Raw genomic sequence first — 20,340 nt, forward strand, 5'->3', positions numbered from 1 at the left:
TGCAGAAGGATCTGTCGCGGGTGGCCTGGTCCTTCTGCAAGGCGGTGCGGCTGCTGATGCTGATCTCCTGCCCCATCTATCTGGGCATGGCCGTCACCGCAGAACCGCTGGTCGAGACATTGTTCGGCCAGAAATGGCTGGAGATGGCACCGTTTGTCTCGATCCTGGCGCTCGCCATGCCGTTCATGACGCTGCAGGTGATGTTCGCGCCGGTCAGCAATGCGCTGGGCCGCCCCGGCACCACCGCCCGAATCGCCGCGATCGGGGCGATATTGATGGCCGGCGCCTTCCTGATCGGTATCCAGTGGGGGGCGATCGGCCTGGCCTGGGCGTGGCTGGGCGCCTTCCCGATCCTCACCATCGTCACCGCCCGGCTCGCCGGCGGGCCGATGGGGCTGCGCGCGATCGATCTGATCCGTGCCGCCGCGCCGGGGCTGGGCTGTGCCATATTGATGGCCGGGGTCGTGCTGATGATCGACCGCCTGCTGCCGCCGCTCGCCGCGCCGATCCGGTTGGCGATCCTGGTGCCGGCCGGCGGCATCGCCTTCCTGGCGGCGCTGATGCTGTGCGCGCGCGGCACGCTGATGGAGCTGGTGCACCTGATCGTGCGCCGCGCGCCGCCGGTGCAGGCGCCCGCCTGACGGACCGGCGGACGCCCGGCCTTCGTCAGGCGGTCTGGATATAGTCGCGCAGGGCAGCGGCTTCCGATTCGATATTGTCGATGCGGAACTTCACCAGATCGCCGATCGAGACCAGGCCGATCAGGTCGCTGCCCTTCACCACCGGCAGATGGCGGATGCGCCGCTTGGTCATCAGCGACAGGGCATGGATCACCGGCATCTGGTCGTCGATAGTGATCGCAGGCCGGGTCATCACATCGGCGACCGTGTGGTTCAATGCCTCTGCCCCTTGCTGGGCCAGACGATAGACGACATCGCGTTCGGAAAAGATGCCGACCACCTGACCGCCATCGACCACCGGCACGCAGCCGATCCGCCGATCCGCCAGCAAGGTCACCACCGACAATACGCTGTCGGTCGACTGGACCTGGACGACGTCGCGCCCCTTGCCCTGCAAGATTGCCGCGATGGTCATGGCCGCTCTCCTTTTGTGGACTTACTGTCTCTGCGCTTGATGATCCCACTTTCGCGGCGCAAAGAAAAGGGAGGAGAGCAAGAGAATGACAGAGAAAAAGGGCCTGGACGATCCCCGGATCGCGGCAATCGCCTGGTCGCGATTCCGCCGGATCATGCTCTGGATGGCGCTGATCGGCGCATTATGCGTCGGCGCGGCCCTGCTGTTCCTGCGGCTATGGACCGGGCCGATGCCGGTTCACATGATCATCGCCACCATATTGGGCGTCTGGTTGACCTTCATGCTGGGAACGGGCTTGATGGCGCTCGTCTTCCTCTCCGCCGGGACGGGGCATGACGACCAGGTAATGGACCGGCTGAAGGACGAGGTGCCGCTTGACGATTGATCCCCATCGCGAAGTGATATTGCGGGTCGTGCCGCGCCCGGCCGACATCAACAGCAATGGCCATATCTTCGGCGGCTGGGTGTTGAGCCAGATGGATATCGCCGGCGGCATCGTCGCGGGGCGAATCGCCCAGGGCGCGGTGGCGACGGTCGCGATCGAGAGCATGAAGTTCATCTCGCCGATCCTGATGGGCGATCTGGTGTCAGTCTATGCGCAGGAAGAGAAGCGCGGCCGCACATCGGTGGCGATCCGCATCGACGTGGTGGCGACTCGCGGCGGCGGCGCGGAAACGGTGGCGCTGACCAGCGGCGTCTTCACCTTCGTCGCACTGGACGAGACGCACCGCCCCCGCCCCATTCCCGGCGACTGAGGAGGTCAGCGCAGCTTCTGGTCATAGCTGTAGCTGACCTGCCCATTGGCCGGGATGATGGCGCGCCAGACCCAGCTATTGCCGCGGCGCTCCATCTGCGTCGGACGCGGCGCGATGTCATGGGGAATGAGGATTTCCGCCGTCGCGTCGAACGGCCGTGCATTGGTGAGGGTCAGCGTCCAGCGCCGCGCCTTGGCCGACTGGCCGCCGATGACCGCCATGATGCGGACATCGGCGCTCTGGGCAATATCATAATCGACCCGCTCGCCTTCCGCCTTGTCGCCAATATCGGTTTCGCCCGCGAGCAGGCGCTGGCCGTCGATCGTCTCGAACAGGGCGACCCGGCCCGAAGGCATGGCGAGTCCCAGACCGTCGGCCTTGCGATTCTGGAGCCGCAACCGCAGCGTCATCGGGCGTGAGCGGCCATTGCCGTCGCTATAGTCGAGGGTCGCGGCATAGAGGCGCTCCACCAGCACGTCGGGCTGGCGCAGCAGGGCGACCTGTTTCTGGCCTTTCGCCGCGACATCCACCGTCACCGGGACGCGATAGAGTTTGAGGTCGCCGACATCCTCCGGCGGAGGAGGAGGTGGAGGCGGCGGGGGTGGCGGCGGGGGTGGCGGCGCGGCCATCATCGGCGCGGGTGCGCGCATCGACGTCACGACAATTTCCTGCGCCGAATCCATCATCGCCTCGGCCTGCGGCATGTCGATCGGGAACAGTTCCCACTGTGGATGAGTGCTGGTGATGTCCATTGGCCAGCAGCGCAGCTGCAGCGGTCCGCCGGTCGAACGGGGTTGCACCTTGCGCCCCTGTTTGTTGGGCTGGCCGGCGATGACGCTGAGCCGGGCGTCGGCAAAGCCGGTGACGCCGCCATTGGCCACGGTCAGCCAGGCCATGAGATCGAGATGGCGGCCATCGTCCTGCATGTCGGCGACATAATTGGCGGCCCAGTCGAATCCCTCGGCCAGATAGGTGAGCTGCAGCGTCACGCGGGCGGACCGGGCGCTGGTGGCGATCACCGATAGCGTCGGGCGCGGCGACAGGTCGGTCGGCACGCGCGGATAGAGCATGCGTTCGGGCAGGCCGCTGCACCCCAGCGCCTCATAGCCCTGCGCCGTCTGGACGATGACGCCGCCCATCGGCCCGGCGCTGATGATCGCATCCTGCTCGCTGACCTTGCCGGTCTTGCGGTCGGTGCGGCGCAGGGTGACGCTGCGCTTGAGATAGGCGTCGACCAGACCGGCGGGCGAGAGCAGCCGGGCATCGCGATTCTTCTCGCGCACGCCCTGCGGCATGCCCGAGAGGATCGCGGTTTCGGGCATCAGCCCCTCTGCTACCCCCTCGAACCGCACCACCGAGTCGCCTTTGGGCAGGTCGATGATGCGAGTCTCGTTGATCAGCGCATAGCCGCCAGGCCATTTGGGATCGATCGCCCCCTTGGCGCGATCGGGCTGGCGATAGACGGTGACCGAGACCGAATCCGCCTTGGCCGAAACCACCGTCCCCGCCCGCGCCGGCGCGATGCCGAGGCAGAGCAGAAGTAGGGCGAGGACGCGCAGCAGCACGGCGCCGGCCCGGTCAGTAGCGCGAATCGAAGGTGACGCTGAGATCCACCGCGCCATTGGCCGGCACCGGCACGCTCCATTCCATCCGGTCGGCCGAGACGCGCTTGCCTTCCAGGCTTTGTGCGGTAACGCGGGTGTCGCCCCACAGCCCCTGCTGGGCCAGGTCGATCGTCACCGCTTCGGGCCGGGCATTGGTGAGCGTGTAGCGCATCCGCGTTTCCCAGCGCTGGCTGCCCTTCTTCGTGCGCTGCTCGACGGTCGGGCGCACCTTGACGTCGAATGCCTCGCCGGTGCGCAGCGCCATGGAGGAGCCCATCGGCGTATGGTCGATGCTGTTTTCGCCGATGAACTGCGGATCACCGCGCGCGTCGCGCATATAGACGCGGATCGTGCCGGCGGGCAGTTGATCGCCAAGGCCACCCTGTTTCGAGGTCGAGAATTTGAGCACGCTCGATGCGCTCACCGGTTCGGTCGAACTGCCCATCCAGCTATTGAGATATTCATAGGTCGCGCGCGCCGGCGCGCCCTTCACATCGAGGAAGCTGACCTGCTTCTGCTGGGCATTGGCGATGGTCGTGCGATCGGCCAGCGGATAGAGATAATAGTCACCCAGCCGCTCGCGCGGGCCGCTTTCGGTGCCGACCTGGTCGATCGTCCCACTCGACGACTGCCACCAGTTATGCCTTCCGCCACCATTGGCCGGATTGCCGGCGACCAGGATGGTCTTCGCATTGGTGAAGCTCGTGCCCGTATTGTTGGTGAGCGTCACCCAGCCCTGCATGTCCATCGCGCCCTTGGTCGCGTCGAACAGCGCGACATAATCGGCCGTCCAGCCAAGATTGGGCGTCAGATAGGATAACCGGGCCGGCACGGTGCCGCCGCGCGCCGCCTCGATCGTCACCGACAGGGTCGGACGGGCGCGCAGATTGGGCGGCACCCGGTCGAAGATCACCCGCACCGGTAGGCCGTCGTCGCGCAGCACCTCGATCCGCGAACCGATCTGCATGACGATGCCGCCATTGGCCGCGAGTATCTTGGCGCGCTCGCGAGTCTCGGCGCCGGTCGCGGGATTGGTGCGCACCAGCGTCACCTCCTGCCCCACCGCCTTGTCCATCAGCTTGTCGGGCGAGAGCAGGTCGAAATCGAAATTCTGCTCGACGATCGAGAAGCCGGGGCCGGAGAGATTGACCGTTTCGGGCCGGATGCGGGCCGAGACGTCAGGAAATTCGATGCGGTTGCGGCCGGCATTGACGCTCAACTGCCGGTCATCCTGCACCAGCGACGGGCCGCCATTATAGATGGTGACGGCGACATCGCCCTGGGCGGTGGCGCCGGTGGGATCGACAGCAGCGGTCTGGGCAAAGACGGCGGCCGGCAGCAGCAGCGCCAGACCGGTCAACAGGCGGACAGTCGTCATCAGGTCGCACTCCCCTTATGCGACGATCTTCTGCCCCAAGCAGCTATATTTGCAAATAAAAAGGGCGGCGCCGGGATGGCACCGCCCTTTTTGTTTTTGGGGTTGCCCGAAAGCCGCGCTTATTCGGCGGCTTCGGTCGCCGGACGGGCGCGACGGGTGCGCTTGCGGGGCGCTTCCTCGGTCACGTCCGTGTCGCTGTCATTATCGGCGCGGGCGATCGAGGGCGGCAGGATGCTGACATCCAGGCCTTCATTCGCTTCGGTCGGCGCGGCATCGGCCTTGCGCGGGCGACCGCGACGCGGCTTGGGCGCTTCGGCGGCCGGCTCGGTTGCGAGTTCTGCGGGCTGTTCGGCTGCCACCGGCTGCTGCTCGGCGCCTTCCTCGGCCACCGGACGATCACGACGATTGCGGTCACGACGGTTGCGGTCGCCCCGGTCGCCACGATCATTGCGGTCACCGCGATCCTGGCGTTCGCCGCGCGGTTCGCGACGGTCATAATCACGTTCGGCGCGCTCGGGCTGTTCGGTGCGGCCCTCTTCGGCGCCGTCCTCATTGCCCTCGAAATCTTCGCCCTCATCGTCGAAATTCTCGTCATTCCGGCGGAAGCGCTGCTGCTGCTCCTCCTGGCGCGAACGATTGTCGGCCAGCACGCGGAAATAATGATCGGCGAACTGCAGATAATATTCGGCGTTCACACGGTCGCCGGCCATCTGGGCATCGCGCGCCATATTCTTGTATTTCTCAAGAAGCTGGGCCGCATTGCCGCGGGCGCGGTTGTCGATACGGTTGCCGTTGTCGCCACCACCCCGGTTACCGCCATTGGGACGACCGTTGTTGTTATTATTCCGGCCGCGATTGCGGCGACCGGCCTGCCGGTTGTTGATCAAGACATGATCCTTGCGTTCGCTATGATAATATTCACTGAAAACACTGTTCAGCTGCTATCCCCAAGCACCGCCCCTTCCGTGGGGCCGGATGTGGCTCCGCCGGACATGATCCGAACCGGACCACGCCCTCAGCCACCAGAGGCGCTTGCGCAGCAGCGCCATCTTGACTTTCAGGAGCAGGAAAATGCCTTATCCATCAATGGCCTGATAAGGCCATGTCGCCGGAATGGCGGTTTTCCTGATCCCGATGTAATGGCATTCACGCGATAAACCAAGCAATTTTCGCTGTGGTGGCGTGAAATCCCGCCTTCTTATTCGCCCGGCGTGGCGACGAGGCAGCGATCATGCCCCGCAAGGTCGCGGCGCAGCGACACGCCCAGCCCCTGTGCCCGCAGCAGCGCCGACACGCTTTGCCCCTGATCATAGCCGATCTCGATCGCGGCCATGCCGCCCGGCGCGATCAGCGCGGGCAGTTGCGGCGCGATGCGGCGATAATCGTCCAGCCCGTCGGCGCCGGCAAACAGGGCGCTGGCCGGATCGTGCAGCACATCGCCGGCGAGCGGCGCGTCGGTGGCGATATAGGGCGGGTTGATCAGCAGCAGGTCGAACGGCCCAGTCACGCCGGCCGCCCAATCACCCAGCTGGAAGCGCGCGCGCGTCCCCATGCCCAGCCGGTCGGCATTGTCCTGCGCCACCGCCAGCGCGGCGGCAGACGCGTCGATGCCCAGCCCTGTCGCATCAGGCCACTGGTCGAGCGCGGCGAGCAGCAGCGCGCCCGATCCGGTGCCCAGATCCAATATGGTCGTGGGCGCACGATCACGGAAATGATCGACCGCCGCCTCGATCAGCGTCTCGCTGTCGGGGCGCGGGATCAGCACATCGGGCGTGACGGTCAGGCTGATCGTCCAGAAATCGCGGCTGCCCAGGATATGGGCGACCGGTGCGCCGGTCAGCCGCCGCTGAACATGGACAGCGAAATTGACAGGGACAGACAGGTCGCGCTGGCGCAGCAACAGGTCATTGCGGCCGATGCCCAGTGCATGGGCCATCAGCAGTTCGGCGTCGAGCCGGGGGGTGTCGCTGATCGTGCTTAAGCTGACAGTGGCGTCGCGCAGCGCATCGGCGACGCTCACGCCACCCCGTCCAGCTGGGCGAGGCGCGCGGCCTCATCCTCGGCCACCAGCGCGTCGATCACTTCGGCAAGGCCCGGCCCTTCGAGAATTTCGGGCAGGCGGTGCAGGGTCAGGTTGATGCGGTGGTCGGTCACCCGCCCCTGCGGGAAATTATAGGTACGAATGCGCTCCGACCGGTCGCCCGATCCGACCATCGCCTTGCGCGCGCCGGCCTGTTCGCTCTGGGTGCGCTCGCGCTCCGCCTCATAGATGCGGGCACGCAGCACCTGCATCGCCTTGGCCTTGTTCTTGTGCTGCGACCGCTCATCCTGCTGCGTCACGACGATGCCGGTCGGCAAATGGGTGATGCGCACGGCGGAATCGGTGGTGTTGACGTGCTGGCCACCGGCGCCCGACGCGCGATAAATGTCGATCTTGAGGTCGGAATCGGCGATCTGGACATCGACTTCTTCCGGCTCGGGCAGGATCGCAACGGTCGCGGCGCTGGTATGAATGCGGCCGCCGCTTTCGGTGACCGGCACGCGCTGGACGCGATGCACGCCGCTCTCGAACTTCAGCTTGGCGAAGACGCCGGTGCCGTTGATGCTGGCCACCACTTCCTTGAAACCGCCCTGTTCCGAGGCGTTGGCGGAGAGCATCTCCATCTTCCAGCCCTGGGTATCGGCATAGCGCTGATACATGCGGAACAGATCGCCGGCGAACAAAGCCGCCTCATCCCCGCCGGTGCCGGCGCGGATTTCCAGCATCGCCGGGCGGGCATCGGCCGAATCCTTGGGCAGCAGCTGCAGCGCCAGCGCGCGCTCGGCATCGGGCAACTGCCCCTTAAGCAGCTGCATTTCCTCCTGCGCCATTTCGCGCATCAGCGGATCGGCGTCGCTCTCCTCGCCGCCGGCCATCTGTTCGAGGGCGCGCAGTTCCTGGCGCAACCGGCGCAGCTCATGCGCCGCCCGGGCGACCGGCTCGATCTCGGCATATTCCTTGGACAGTTTCACGAACGCATCGGGCGCGAGGTCGGCGCGCGTCATCGACGCCTGCACCTCGTCCCGGCGCGCCTCGATCTGCGCGATGCGTTCGGCGGAAATGTGCATCAGAGCGCCGTCATCGTGCCAATCAGCGCATCCAGTGCGACCGCCTGCTGCTCGCCAGTGCCAAGGTTGCGGACCGCCGCTTCGCCCCGTGCCAGTTCGTCGTCACCCAGGATGATCGCGCAGGCGGCACCCGACGCGTTGGCGCGCTGCATCCGCTTCTTCATATTGCCGCGATAGCCCATGTCGCAGGCGATGCCGGCACGGCGCAGATCGGCGATGATGCCGGTCGCCTTCGCCTCGGCCGCCTCGCCCATCGGGATCAGCACGATCTGCGGCTTGTCGATCGCCGGCTGGTCGATCAGCATCGCCAGCCGTTCGATCCCCGCTGCCCAGCCGACCGCCGGGGTGGACGGACCGCCCAGATTTTCGATCAGGCCGTCATAGCGGCCGCCGCCCAGCACCGTGCCCTGCGCGCCCAGCCGGTCGGTGATGAACTCGAACGCGGTGTGGCGATAATAATCGAGGCCACGCACCAGCCGCGAATTACGCTCCCATGCGACACCGGCAGCGTCGAGGCCGCTGGTCACCTTGTCGAAGAAGCTGCGCGCCTCGTCGGTCAGATAGGCGTCGATGTCCGGCGCGCTGTCGGCGATCGGGCGGTCGCGCGGATCCTTGCTGTCGAGGATGCGCAGCGGGTTCTTCGCCAGCCGGTCGATGCTTTCTTCCGACAGTTCGCCACGATGCGCCTCGAAATGGGCGATCAGCGCGGCGCGCCAGGCTTCGCGGCTTTCCGCGTCGCCCAGCGTGTTGAGATTGAGGGTCACGCCTTCCGACACGCCCAGTTCGCGCAGCAGCTGGTCGGCCAGCACCAGCAGCTCGACATCGGCCGCCGGCTCGCCCGCGCCCAGGATTTCGGCGTCGAGCTGGTGGAACTGGCGGAAGCGGCCCTTTTGCGGGCGTTCATAGCGGAACAGCGGACCATGGGTCGCGACCTTCAGCGGCGCAAATTGCTGCCAGCCCTCGGTAATATAGGCGCGCGAGATACCGGCGGTGAATTCGGGGCGCAGGGTGATGCTGTCGCCGCCGCGATCCTCGAACGTGTACATTTCCTTCGACACGACGTCGGTGCTTTCGCCCAGCGAACGGGCGAACACCGCGGTCGATTCAAAGACGGGCACTTCAACCCGCTGGAATCCATAGAGTTTGCGCACCCGGTCAAAGGTGGCGACGACATGGGCGAAGCGTTCCTGAAACGCCTCCGCCGTGCCGCCCAACATGTCCTGCGTTCCGCGCACCGGGCGCGGCGTTTCGATCTTCGCCATGGGGCAGCGCCTTTAACGATAATCGCGGCCCAAGGAAACGCGCTTTTTATGGCGGCATAAGGGGTGGACGCGGGCGATTCGCCCCGCCATGCTTGGGACAGACGGGCCGTCCGGCCCCCGTTCCTTTTCTGGAGACCGTCATGATCCGCAGCCTTGCTGCCGCCCTTTGCCTTTCGACCGCGATTGCCAGCCCGTTGCTGGCGCAGGACGTCATCCGTTCCAAGCCGACCGCCCTGCCCGTCGACAGCGCCAAGCCGATGCCCAAGGATGTCCCCTATCCGGGCGGCACGATCCGCCTTGACGTCGACGCCACCGACACGGTGCAGCGCATCTTCCGCGTGAAGGAAACCATTCCCGTCGCGTCGAGCGGCCCGATGACCCTGCTCATGCCCGAATGGCTGCCGGGCAACCATGCCCCGCGCGGCCCGATCGAGAAGCTGACCGGCCTGACCTTCACCGCCGATGGCAAGCCGATCAGCTGGAAGCGCAATCCGCTCAACGTCTATGCGTTCGAGATCGACGTGCCGGCCGGCACCAAGCAGGTGGTCGCATCTTTCCAGTTCCTGTCGGCGACCGCGACCAACCAGGGCCGCGTCGTCGTGACCCCCAAGATGCAGAATATCCAGTGGGAAGATGTGTCGCTCTACCCGGCCGGCTATTATACCCGCCAGATCCCGGTGCAGGCCAATGTCACCTATCCCGCCGGCTGGCAGGCGGCGACCGCGCTGCGCGGCAAGCGCAGCGGCGACACCATCGCCTATGACGTGATCGACTATGAGGCGCTGCAGGACTCGCCGGTCTTTGCCGGCACCCATTTCAAGGCGGTGGACCTGGGCCACAACGTCACGCTGAACATCGTTGCCGACGATGCCGACGAACTGGTGTTCAACACCGACCAGATCGCCAAGCACAAGAAGCTGGTGGCCGAAGCCGGCGCCGCGTTCGGCACCTATCATTTCGACCATTATGATTTCCTGCTGTCGATCACCGACGAAATGGGCGGCATTGGCCTGGAACATCATCGCTCGTCCGAGAATCAGGTCGAGCCGGGCTATTTCAAGAAGTGGGATTCGGGCGAGGCGCTGCTCGACCGCAACCTGCTGCCGCATGAATTCACCCATAGCTGGGACGGCAAGTTCCGCCGCCCCGACCTGCTGTGGACGCCCAATTTCGACGTGCCGATGCAGGACAGCCTGCTGTGGGTCTATGAAGGCCAGACCCAGTTCTGGGGCTATGTGCTGGGCGCGCGTTCGGGCATGTTCTCCAAGCAGGAGACGCTGGATGCCTATGCCCAGATCGCAGCGAAGCTGGACACTACGCGCGGCCGCGAATGGCGCCCGATGGTCGACACCACCAATGATCCGATCATCTCCGCCCGCCGTCCCAAGGGCTGGGCCAACTGGCAGCGGTCGGAGGATTATTATAATGAAGGCCTGATGATCTGGCTGGAGGTCGACGGCATCCTGCGCCAGCAGACCAAGGGCGCCAAGGGCATCGACGATTTCGCCAAGGCCTTTTTCGGCATCAAGCCGGGCGACTGGGGCCAGGTCGTCTATAATCGCCAGGACGTGATCGACACGCTGAACGGCGTCGCCCCCTATGACTGGGCCGGCCTGTTCCACAAATATGTCGACAGCCCCACCACGGAAACGCCCAAGGGCGGCTTCACCCTGGGCGGCTACAAGCTGGTCTATACCGATACCCCCAATGCCATCACCAAGGCGGCCGAAGGCGCGCAGAAGACGGTCGACCAGAGCTTTGGCGTGGGCCTGACGGTCAAGAATGACGGCGATATCGCGGCGGTGATCTGGAACAGCGCCGCGTTCAAGGCTGGTCTTGCGGTAGGATCTAAGATTATTGCGGTGAACGGCAATGAATATTCGAGCGACGCATTCAAGACGGCGCTGACCGAGGCTAAGGACGCGAAGAAGCCGATACAGCTTATCCTAAAGCAGGACAAATATTATCGCACCCTGACCCTCGCTTATTCGGATGGCCTGCGCTATCCGCACCTCGAAAAGACCGGCACCGGCGAAGGCAGCCTCGACAAGCTGCTGCAGCCGCGCACCTGAAGATTTCCAAGCAACCGCATGTAAAAGGCGAAGATGCATGAATATTGACCTGATCCCCGTCGGCGAAGATCCGCCAAACAGCCTGAACGTCATCATCGAGGTGCCGGTTGGCGGCGAACCCGTGAAGTACGAGTTCGACAAGGCCTCGGGCGCGCTGTTCGTCGATCGCATCCTGCACACGCCGATGCGCTATCCGGCGAATTACGGCTTCGTGCCGCACACCCTGTCGCCCGATGGCGATCCGCTCGACGCGCTGGTCATCGCCCGCTCGCCGTTCGTGCCCGGCTCGGTCGTGCGCGCACGCCCGATCGCCGTGCTGAACCTGGAAGACGAAGCCGGCGGCGACGAGAAGCTGGTCTGCGTGCCGGACAACAAGACCTTCCCCTATTATAATAATGTCGGCGAGAAGGACGATCTGCCCACCATCGTGATGGAGCAGATCGAGCATTTCTTCACCCACTATAAGGATCTGGAAAAGACCAAGTGGGTGCGCATCGGCACCTGGGGTGGCGCGGAAGACGCCAAGCGGATCACGCTGGAAGCGATCGAACGCTATCAGGCCGAGAAGAAGAAGGGCTGAGCCCTTCTCGGTATAGCCGATTGAAAAGGGCCGCGCGGTGATGTTCCGCGCGGCCCTTTTCTTATGGGTCAGATTTAAAGATTAGAGCCTGATTCACGCCATCGGTGAAAACGCGAAGCGCTTCCACCTCAGACGATCAGGCTCTAGATCAATCGGTCGGCCTCCAGGGCGAGGGCCAGCGGATCGCGGCCGCGCGGGGTGCGGGCGTGGAGCCGGGCATCGGCCTCCACCAGTCGGGCGACGCCCATGTCGAGCTGCGCCTCCGGCAGGGTGAAGGGCAGGCGCAGGAACCGCTCGAACGCGCCATTGACGCCGAAGCGCGGCCCCGCCGCGATGCGCACGCCATGATTGCCGGCCAATGCCGCCAGCGCGCTCGCCTCCGCGCGGGGCAGTTCGGCCCAGAGCGACAGGCCACCGGCCGGCGATTCCACCCGCCAGTGCGGCAGATGTTGTTCCAGCTGCGCCAGCAGATGGTCGCGCCGGTCGCGCAGCATCGCCGCGCGCGGCCCCAGCCCCTCGTCCGCATCCATCAGCTGGGCGACGGCGAGTTGCTCGACCACCGGACTGGCCATGTCCATCGTCGTGCGGATGCGGCCGAGCGCGGCCACGGTCTGCGGATCGGCACGAATCCAGCCAACCCGAAGCCCGCCCCAGAAGATCTTGCTGGCCGATCCCAAAGTGATGACATGGCGGCCGGATGGGTCATGGCAGGCGACCGGCGGCGGCGGCGATCCGTCGAGGCCCATCGCCACCATCGTCTCGTCGATCACCAGCGGCGTGTGGGTGCGCATCGCCACCGCAACCAGCGCGCGACGGGTCGCCGGGTCCATGCTGCGTCCGGTGGGATTGTGGAAATCGGCGATGATATAGGCAAAGCGCGGCGCGGTCTGGCGGAAGGCCGCGTCCATCGCGTCGATGTCCCAGCCATAGACCGGCAGGCCGACCGGCACCGGCACGACATTGGCCCGCTGCAACGCCTGGATCGCATTATGATAGGTGGGATGGTCGATTACCGCCCGGTCGCCCGGCCCCGCCAGCCATTGCAGCAGCAGCGAGAAGCCCTGCTGCGCACCATTGGTGATCATGATCTGGTCGGGATCGGTCGGGCAACCGCGCCGCTCATAATGGGCGGCGATCGCCCGGCGCAGCACCGGCAGGCCGAGCGGGTCATAGCCCAGGTCGCCCAGATAGGCCGGCAGCGCCTCGACCGCATGGGCATAGGCGAGGCCCACGCCGGGCGCTGCCGGCAGCGCGGCATGGGTCCAGTTGAGCAGATTGTCGCCAGTGACCCCGTCGATGTCGGGCGTCGGGGTCTCGACCCGGCCGGGCGGCAAGCGGGTGACGCTGCCCGACCCCTGCCGGCTTTCCAGATAGCCCTCGTCGCGCAGCCGGTCGAAGGCGGCGGCGATGGTCGTGCGGCTGAGCCCCAGCGCGGCGGCCAGTTCCCGCTCGCCCGGCAACCGGACATTGAGGCCGATCCGCCCGTCCAGCACCAGCATCCGCAGCGCCTGCGCCAATTGGCGATAGGCCGGCTCGGCACTGTCCTGCGCGCGCCAGGCGCCCAGCAACCGCAGCAGCGAGGGGGGCCGAAGGAAGGAAGTGGACATGGCAATCAATCCAATCAGAGAGATTTGAAGGCCACTTACGCGTCATTGGTCCTTTTGTAAAAGGCCAATTTGGCTAGGTCTGATGCCCATGATGATGACCCGCCGCCTTTTCCAGCTCTTCTGGGGCCTTGTGCTTTACGGCTTTGCCATGGCGCTGATGCTGCGCGCCAATCTGGGGCTCGATCCCTGGGATGTGCTGCATCAGGGACTGGCGCCCAAGCTCGGCCTCAGCTTCGGCATGACGGTCAACCTGGTCGGCGCGGTCGTGCTGCTGCTCTGGTGGCCATTGCGGCAGCGGCCGGGGATCGGCACGGTCTGCAACATAGTGGTGATCGGCACGGCGGTGGACATCAGCCTCCATTATCTGCCGACGCCGGACGGCTATGCGATGCGCGCCGCCTGGCTGGGCGCGGGGATCATACTGAATGGGATTGCCGGTGGCGCCTATATCGGTGCCGGGCTTGGGCCGGGCCCGCGCGATGGATTGATGACCGGCCTGTGCCGCCGCAATGGCTGGCCGGTCAAATGGGTGCGCACCGGCATCGAGATCGCGGTGCTGGCGACCGGCTGGATGCTGGGCGGCACGGTCGGCATCGGCACCATCGTCTATGCCGCGACGATCGGCTGGATCGTCCACCATGCCCTGCCCTTCTTCACGATCAAGCCGCCCGAGCGCCCGGCGATCGCGGCATAAGTTGCCCCCTGACCGGCCGACAGAAACCCGTCGGCCGGTCCTTTTCCCGTTGAAAATGCGTCGCACCTTCCTTGATCGGACCGGCCTTGACCGGACCTTCCTTGACCGGATCGGGCAGTCGGGCATGATCCCGCCTCCGCCATTCCCGACGATCAAGGAGTCCCCGCCATGCGCGCCTTCCTCGCCGCTGCCCTCGCCCTGCCCTTCGCCGTTGCCGCCTCCGCCGCGCCGCCGGAGCAGGCGCTCGCCCCCCTCGCCTTCGAACAGATCGCACCCGCCGGCACCAAAATGCCGCGCTTCAAGGTGGATGCCGCCTGGCCGGCGATGCCCGATGACCTGCTGCTGGGCCAGGTCAGCGGTGTCGCCGTCGGTCCGGACGATTCGGTCTGGGTCGTGCATCGCCCGCACAGCCTGACCGCGACCGACACGGGCCTTGCCGAATCGCCCGCCACCGCCGTCTGCTGCAAGCCGGCCCCGCCGGTGGTGCGCTTCGCCAGGGATGGCCGCTATCTGGGCGGCTGGGGCGGCGCGGACAGTGCGCCCACGGTCGATGGCGTCAACCAATGGCCCGCCAGCCTGCACGGCATCTTCGTCGACAAGGCCGGCAGCGTCTGGTTCGGCGGCAATGGCAAGGGCGACCATGTCGTCATGAACTATACGCCGGAGGGCCAATATATCCGCAGCTTCGGCCGGCGCGAGAAGACCGGTGGCAATGACGCGACCGACCAGCTCGGCAACCCGTCCGACGTCAATCACAGCGACGGCATGGTGCTGATATCCGACGGCTATGTGAACCGCCGGGTGATCGGCTTCGACGACCGGACCAACAGCTATAAGGGCCGCTGGGGCGCCTATGCCAAGCCGCCGAGCGGACCGGTGCTACAGGGCACGTTCGACCAGAGCCATGCCGTCGATCCTAGCCGGGTCGCCGATCCCAAGTCCGCCATCTTCAACAGCATCGTCCATTGCGTGGTGCCGACGCGGGACGGCCACCTCTATGTCTGCGACCGCAACAACAATCGCGCGCAACTGTTCAAGCGCGAGAAGGATGGCGGCCTGACCTTCGTGCGCGACCTGGCGATCGCGCCGGAGACCGGCGGCACCCACACGGTCACCGACATCGCCTTCTCGCCCGATCCGGAACAGACCTATCTCTACGTCGCCGACATGATGAACGGCCGCATCTGGGTGCTGGAACGCAAGACGCACACCGTGCTTGGCGCCTTCGGCCGGATCGGGCGGCAGGCCGGGCAATTCACCTGGCTGCACAGCATTGATACCGACAGCGCCGGCAATATCTATGCAACCGAAGTGAATACCGGCCGCCGCGTGCAGAAGCTGGTCTTCACCGGCATCGAATGAAGGGAATCCTCGCAACGTGGCGACCGAACTTTACGACCTGACCGTCCCGGCCTTCCTGCGCGGCCTGCGCGTCCTCTCCACCCTGCTCGACAAGGGCGCCGCCTTTGCCGCCGAACAGGGGATCGATCCCGCCACGCTGACCGGCGCCCGCCTGATCGAGGATATGCGCCCGCTGACCGCGCAGGTGCAGCTTGCCACCGACAGCGCCAAGGGCGCGGTCATCCGCATCGGCGAGCTGGAGCCCTTCCCCCTGCCCGACACGGAGGAGACGTTCGCCGACCTGCAGGATCGCATCGCGCGGACCATCGCCTTCCTGGAATCGGTGCCGCGCGACCGGATCGACGGGCGCGAGGAGGCGACGGTCATCCTCAAGACTTCGCGCGGTGAATTTTCCTCCACCGGGCGCAGCCATGTGCTGACCTTCTCGCTACCCAATTTCTATTTCCACCTGACGACCGCCTATGCCCTGCTGCGCCAGGCCGGCGTGCCGCTGGGCAAGCTGGATTATCTGGGCGGGCTGTAATCAGCCCGCCACCAGCCGGACATAGGCGCTGGAGACCCAGCCGCTGGTGCAGGGACCGGCATAAGCCTGCTTGCGGTCGACCGGTTCGCGCACGCCGCAATCGGTCGGCGTCGCGCCTTCGCTCGCTGGCGGCGGGATCACCACGCCCAGCCATTTCTGGTCGATGCTGCGGGTGCAGACATGCACCCGTGCGCCTTCGGCCAGTTGGGCCAGCGCCTTCGCCTCGGCAAAGGGGGCGGACCGGACGCTCAACCCCTGCGGGCCGACACGGGTCGCCTGTCCCATCGCGCCGCAGGCATCCAGCCGGGGGCCATCCTCGCCGATCGTCACCGGTCGGGCCAGGGTCGCCTCGATCCGGGTTTCGGGCATCGCTTCGCGCGGGGCGCCGGCCAGCGAGCTGTTGGGCAATTCGTCGGCCACTTCGCTGCTGCGCGAGCAGGCGGAAAGCAGCATCAGGGCAAGGATCGGGACAACACGCATGAGCGCCTGATAAACCGCCCCAAAGCCGGGTGGAAGCCGCCATGTTTCGCTTTAGTTTCGAGGCGCCATTCCCTATATGCTGGGTATGAGCGACGAACAGCAGAACAGCCCCAACAGCAATGAATATGGCGCCGACAGCATCAAGGTGCTGAAAGGCCTCGACGCCGTGCGCAAGCGGCCCGGCATGTATATCGGCGACACCGACGACGGGTCGGGCCTGCACCATATGGTGTTCGAGGTCAGCGACAATGCGATCGACGAGGCGCTGGCCGGCCATTGCGACCGGATCGTCATCACGCTCAACCCCGACAACAGCGTCAGCGTCGAGGATAATGGCCGCGGCATCCCGACCGGCATCCACAAGGAAGAAGGCGTGTCGGCGGCCGAGGTCATCATGACCCAGCTACACGCGGGCGGCAAGTTCGAGAACACGTCGGACGACAATGCCTATAAGGTATCGGGCGGCCTGCACGGCGTGGGCGTCTCGGTGGTGAACGCCCTGTCCGAATGGCTGGACCTCAACATCTGGCGCGACGGCAAGGAACATTGGATGCGCTTCGCCTATGGCGATGCCACCGCGCCGCTCAAGGTGATCGGCGATGCGCCCGAGGGCAAGAAGGGCACGCGCGTGACCTTCCTCGCCTCGACCGAGAAGGTGCCGGGCGATGGCGGCACGTTCAAGAACCAGACCGAATATGATTTCGACAAGCTGGAGCATCGCTATCGCGAGCTGGCTTTCCTCAACAGCGGCGTGCGCCTGTTCCTGGTCGATGCGCGCCATGAGGAGAAGAAGGAAGTCGAGCTTTATTATGAGGGCGGCATTGCGGCCTTCGTCAAATATCTCGACCGCAACAAGAATGCGCTGATGCCCGATCCGATCGCGATCGCCGGCACCCGCGACGATGTGACCATCGACGTCGCGCTGGAGTGGAACGATTCTTATTACGAGAATGTCCTCTGCTTCACCAACAACATCCCGCAGCGCGACGGCGGCACGCACTTGGCCGCGTTCCGCGCCGCGCTGACCCGCACCCTCAACAGCTATGCCGAAAAGACCGGCCTGCTGAAGAAGGAGAAGGTGAGCCTCACCGGTGAGGATATGCGCGAAGGCCTGACCGCGATCGTCTCGGTCAAGCTGCCCGATCCCAAATTCAGCTCGCAGACCAAGGACAAGCTGGTCAGTTCCGAAGTGCGCCAGCCGCTCGAAAGCCTGATGGCCGACAAGATGGCCGAATGGCTGGAAGAAAATCCCGGCCACGGCAAGATGATCGTCCAGAAGGTGATCGACGCCGCCGCCGCCCGTGAGGCGGCCAAGCGCGCGCGCGAACTGACCCGCCGCAAGGGGGCGATGGACATCGCCTCGCTGCCCGGCAAGCTGGCCGACTGTCAGGAACGCGACCCCGCCAAGTCCGAACTCTTCCTGGTCGAAGGTGACTCGGCCGGTGGGTCGGCCAAGCAGGGGCGCAACCGCCACAATCAGGCGATCCTGCCGCTGAAGGGCAAGATCCTGAACGTCGAGCGCGCGCGCTTCGACAAGATGCTCTCGTCCAAGGAAGTCGGCACGCTGATCCAGGCGATGGGCACCGGCATTCGCGACGATTTCAACCTGGACAAGCTGCGCTACCACAAGATCGTCATCATGACCGACGCCGACGTCGACGGCGCGCATATCCGCACGCTGCTGCTGACCTTCTTCTATCGCCAGATGCCGCAGATCATCGAGGCGGGCCATCTCTTCATCGCCCAGCCGCCGCTCTACAAGGCGAGCCGTGGCCGCTCCGAAGTCTATCTGAAGGACGAAGCCGCGCTGGAGCAATATCTGGTCGACAATGGCGTCGACACGATGGCGCTGGAAACCACCGGCGGCGCCCGCACCGGCGACGATCTGCGCAGTCTGATCGACCATGCCCGCCGCATGCGCGCGGTGATGCGCTATGTGCCGCGCCGCTACGACCCGGCCATCATCGAGGCGCTGGGCCTGACCGGCGCGCTCGATCCCGAACTGTCCGAGGCGCAGCTGGCCGAACGGCTGGCAACCGCCGTCGCCTGGATCGCGTCGCATGATCCCGAGGGCAAGTGGACCGGCCGCATCGCCGAGGGCGGCGGCTTCCATTTCGAGCGGCTGTGGCGCGGCGTGACCGACCATCATGTCATCGAACATGGCTTCCTGGGATCGGCCGAAGCGCGCAAGCTGCACGGCACCGCCAGCGAAGAGGCGGAAAGCTATGCCAGGGGCAGCCGCCTGGTCTCGGCCAAGGCCGTCGCCGCGCAGGACGAACTGGGCGAGGACGAATTGCCGGCGGTTTCGGCCAAGGGCGTCAACATCTCGCGGCCCAGCGAATTGCTGGAAGCGATCCTGTCCGCCGGCCGCAAGGGCCTGTCGATCCAGCGCTACAAGGGTCTGGGCGAAATGAACGCGGAACAGCTGTGGGAAACCACGCTGGACCCGGACAATCGCTCGATGCTGCGCGTCGAGGTGGAACAGGCCGACGTCGCCGACGAAATCTTCACCAAGCTGATGGGCGACGTGGTCGAACCGCGTCGCGAATTCATCCAGGACAATGCGCTGAACGTCGCCAACCTGGACGTTTGATCGAATGACTGCGCCAGCCCGCAACCCCGCCCGGCCACCCAATCAGGATAATCTCTTGGGCGGCCGGGTGGGGGTGCGGGCCGGTGCGGCTCCGTGCGCCGTCAGGCGCACCCAAAACCGATGACCGATCTGCCACGCTGCAGCTGGGTGGGACCGGACCCACTCTACCAAAGCTATCATGACGAAGAATGGGGCGTGCCCCAGCATGATTCGCGCATGCTGTGGGAAATGCTGATGCTGGAAGGGTTCCAGGCGGGGCTCAGCTGGATCACCATCTTGCGCAAACGCGAGGGGTTTCGCGCCGCCTTTGCCGGCTTCGATCCGGACAAGGTTGCCGCCTTCGGTCCCGACGATGTCGAACGGCTGATGGCCGATCCCGGCATCGTCCGCGCCCGCGCCAAGATCGAGGCGACGATCAGGGGCGCGCACATCTATCGCGCGATGCGCGACGCCGGCGAGGATTTCGCCGCCTATGTCTGGTCCTTCGCGCCCGACGGGCCGATCGTCGGCGACGGCACGACCTTCCCGACCCAGACCGCCCTGTCGGAGGCGATTTCCAAGGATCTCAAGAAGCGCGGCTTCAAATTCGTCGGGCCGACCATCGTCTATGCCTGGATGCAGGCGATCGGCATGGTCGACGATCATGCCGCCCATTGTTTCCGGCGGGCCAGCGCGTGAAAGTGGCGGCGATGGTGACAGGGCTCTTAGCCCTTGCCGCCTGCTCGGGCGATCCCGTGCCGCCGAACAGGGTCGACAATCGCGCCGACAATGCGATCGCCAACGCGGCCCCGGCGCTCAACCAGGCGATCGTCGCCAATGAGAGCGCCACGCCCGAACCGGCCCCTGCCCCGGCTGCGCAACCGGCGCCCGCCACTGTTTCCCGTGAAACACCGCCTCCCCCGCCACCGCAGGAGGAGTATCGCGCGATCGGCACCGAGCCTTTCTGAGCGGTGATCGTCAATGGATCGGTCGCGACCTTGCAGCGGCCCGATCATCGTCCGCAGCGCTATCCCGTCACCCGCACCGATGATCCCCGCGCCATCCGCTTCATGGGCGATGGCTTTGCCATGACGGTGATCGAAGGACCGTGCAGCGACGGGATGAGCGACGCCATCTGGTCCGATCGGGTGCAGCTTTCCTTCGGCGAAGGCGTGCTGAAGGGCTGCGGCGGCACCAAGGACGGCGGCGAATAGGCGGGATCGCCGCCATCGCTCGTCTAACCCGGCA

At 65.7% G+C, this 20,340-nt stretch carries 19 protein-coding genes and 1 pseudogene (1 of these 20 only partly in view); 11 read left to right on the forward strand and 9 right to left on the reverse strand.

Features of this window, described 5'->3' with window-relative positions:
* Window positions 1-641, forward strand: the final stretch of a protein-coding gene (locus tag U0025_RS19285) for a lipopolysaccharide biosynthesis protein (protein ID WP_004209124.1). The gene continues 847 nt to the left of window position 1, outside the view; 641 of the gene's 1,488 nt are visible here — the last part of the coding sequence; its start codon lies beyond the left edge, outside the window; it ends in the stop codon at window positions 639-641.
* A 25-nt stretch (window positions 642-666) separates the two neighbouring features.
* Here U0025_RS19285 and U0025_RS19290 read toward each other — a convergent pair whose 3' ends face one another.
* The gene (locus U0025_RS19290) at window positions 667-1,095 is read right to left on the reverse strand and encodes a CBS domain-containing protein (protein ID WP_004209125.1); all 429 of its coding nucleotides are present in this window, start codon (window positions 1,093-1,095) and stop codon (window positions 667-669) included.
* Window positions 1,096-1,180: 85 nt separating this feature from the next.
* Between U0025_RS19290 and U0025_RS19295 the strand changes: the two genes are divergently transcribed.
* Window positions 1,181-1,480 (forward strand): hypothetical protein, encoded by a 300-nt coding sequence (locus U0025_RS19295; RefSeq protein WP_004209126.1) that lies wholly within the window; start codon window positions 1,181-1,183, stop codon window positions 1,478-1,480.
* Window positions 1,470-1,850 (forward strand): acyl-CoA thioesterase, encoded by a 381-nt coding sequence (locus U0025_RS19300; protein ID WP_004209127.1) that lies wholly within the window; start codon window positions 1,470-1,472, stop codon window positions 1,848-1,850. The genes U0025_RS19295 and U0025_RS19300 overlap by 11 nt, the downstream gene beginning before the upstream one ends.
* Before the next feature lie 5 nt (window positions 1,851-1,855).
* Here the strand turns inward: U0025_RS19300 and U0025_RS19305 are convergent, their stop codons facing one another.
* From U0025_RS19305 to hisS, 6 genes are all read right to left on the reverse strand, one after another.
* Window positions 1,856-3,415 (reverse strand): DUF4139 domain-containing protein, encoded by a 1,560-nt coding sequence (locus tag U0025_RS19305; protein WP_004209128.1) that lies wholly within the window; start codon window positions 3,413-3,415, stop codon window positions 1,856-1,858.
* Window positions 3,416-3,428: 13 nt separating this feature from the next.
* Window positions 3,429-4,832, reverse strand: coding sequence for a DUF4139 domain-containing protein (locus U0025_RS19310; protein WP_004209129.1), 1,404 nt, complete (start codon window positions 4,830-4,832; stop codon window positions 3,429-3,431).
* 119 nt (window positions 4,833-4,951) lie between these two features.
* Window positions 4,952-5,719: a DUF4167 domain-containing protein gene (locus U0025_RS19315; RefSeq protein WP_004209130.1), complete on the reverse strand. Its 768-nt coding sequence runs from the start codon at window positions 5,717-5,719 to the stop codon at window positions 4,952-4,954.
* A gap of 311 nt (window positions 5,720-6,030) precedes the next feature.
* Window positions 6,031-6,852 carry a peptide chain release factor N(5)-glutamine methyltransferase gene (gene prmC / locus U0025_RS19320; RefSeq protein ID WP_004209131.1) on the reverse strand — a complete coding sequence of 274 codons (822 nt, stop codon included), beginning with the start codon at window positions 6,850-6,852 and terminating at the stop codon, window positions 6,031-6,033.
* Window positions 6,849-7,940 (reverse strand): peptide chain release factor 1, encoded by a 1,092-nt coding sequence (gene prfA, locus U0025_RS19325; protein ID WP_004209132.1) that lies wholly within the window; start codon window positions 7,938-7,940, stop codon window positions 6,849-6,851. Before prfA ends, prmC begins: the two co-directional genes overlap by 4 nt.
* On the reverse strand, window positions 7,940-9,202 hold the full coding sequence (gene hisS / locus U0025_RS19330) for a histidine--tRNA ligase (RefSeq protein WP_004209133.1): 1,263 nt from the start codon (window positions 9,200-9,202) through the stop codon (window positions 7,940-7,942). The genes prfA and hisS overlap by 1 nt, the downstream gene beginning before the upstream one ends.
* Before the next feature lie 140 nt (window positions 9,203-9,342).
* Here hisS and U0025_RS19335 point away from each other — a divergent pair, with 140 nt between their 5' ends.
* On the forward strand, window positions 9,343-11,274 hold the full coding sequence (locus U0025_RS19335; protein WP_004209135.1) for a M61 family metallopeptidase: 1,932 nt from the start codon (window positions 9,343-9,345) through the stop codon (window positions 11,272-11,274).
* 37 nt (window positions 11,275-11,311) lie between these two features.
* Window positions 11,312-11,854: an inorganic diphosphatase gene (gene ppa, locus U0025_RS19340; protein WP_004209136.1), complete on the forward strand. Its 543-nt coding sequence runs from the start codon at window positions 11,312-11,314 to the stop codon at window positions 11,852-11,854.
* A 143-nt stretch (window positions 11,855-11,997) separates the two neighbouring features.
* Here the strand turns inward: ppa and yczR are convergent, their stop codons facing one another.
* On the reverse strand, window positions 11,998-13,461 hold the full coding sequence (gene yczR / locus U0025_RS19345) for a MocR-like transcription factor YczR (protein ID WP_004209137.1): 1,464 nt from the start codon (window positions 13,459-13,461) through the stop codon (window positions 11,998-12,000).
* Between the two features lie 88 nt (window positions 13,462-13,549).
* Here yczR and yczE point away from each other — a divergent pair, with 88 nt between their 5' ends.
* From yczE to U0025_RS19360, 3 genes are all read left to right on the forward strand, one after another.
* A complete protein-coding gene (yczE, locus tag U0025_RS19350; protein ID WP_004209138.1) occupies window positions 13,550-14,155 on the forward strand; it encodes a membrane protein YczE in 606 nt (201 codons plus the stop codon).
* A gap of 168 nt (window positions 14,156-14,323) precedes the next feature.
* The gene (locus U0025_RS19355) at window positions 14,324-15,517 is read left to right on the forward strand and encodes an NHL repeat-containing protein (RefSeq protein WP_004209139.1); all 1,194 of its coding nucleotides are present in this window, start codon (window positions 14,324-14,326) and stop codon (window positions 15,515-15,517) included.
* Window positions 15,518-15,533: 16 nt separating this feature from the next.
* The gene (locus U0025_RS19360; RefSeq protein ID WP_004209140.1) at window positions 15,534-16,040 is read left to right on the forward strand and encodes a DUF1993 domain-containing protein; all 507 of its coding nucleotides are present in this window, start codon (window positions 15,534-15,536) and stop codon (window positions 16,038-16,040) included.
* Here U0025_RS19360 and U0025_RS19365 read toward each other — a convergent pair whose 3' ends face one another.
* A complete protein-coding gene (locus U0025_RS19365) occupies window positions 16,041-16,520 on the reverse strand; it encodes a hypothetical protein (protein WP_004209141.1) in 480 nt (159 codons plus the stop codon).
* A gap of 85 nt (window positions 16,521-16,605) precedes the next feature.
* Between U0025_RS19365 and gyrB the strand changes: the two genes are divergently transcribed.
* The 3 genes and pseudogenes from gyrB to U0025_RS19380 all read left to right on the forward strand — a co-directional run bounded on the left by gyrB (window position 16,606) and on the right by U0025_RS19380 (window position 20,306).
* On the forward strand, window positions 16,606-19,113 hold the full coding sequence (gene gyrB, locus U0025_RS19370) for a DNA topoisomerase (ATP-hydrolyzing) subunit B (protein ID WP_037490667.1): 2,508 nt from the start codon (window positions 16,606-16,608) through the stop codon (window positions 19,111-19,113).
* A 120-nt stretch (window positions 19,114-19,233) separates the two neighbouring features.
* The gene (locus tag U0025_RS19375; RefSeq protein ID WP_004209143.1) at window positions 19,234-19,791 is read left to right on the forward strand and encodes a DNA-3-methyladenine glycosylase I; all 558 of its coding nucleotides are present in this window, start codon (window positions 19,234-19,236) and stop codon (window positions 19,789-19,791) included.
* Window positions 19,767-20,306: pseudogene (locus U0025_RS19380) on the forward strand (membrane-like protein). Before U0025_RS19375 ends, U0025_RS19380 begins: the two are co-directional and overlap by 25 nt.
* Window positions 20,307-20,340 lie beyond the last annotated feature (34 nt).

Source organism: Sphingobium yanoikuyae, from assembly GCF_034424525.1.
In the GTDB taxonomy this organism is placed as follows: domain Bacteria; phylum Pseudomonadota; class Alphaproteobacteria; order Sphingomonadales; family Sphingomonadaceae; genus Sphingobium; species Sphingobium yanoikuyae.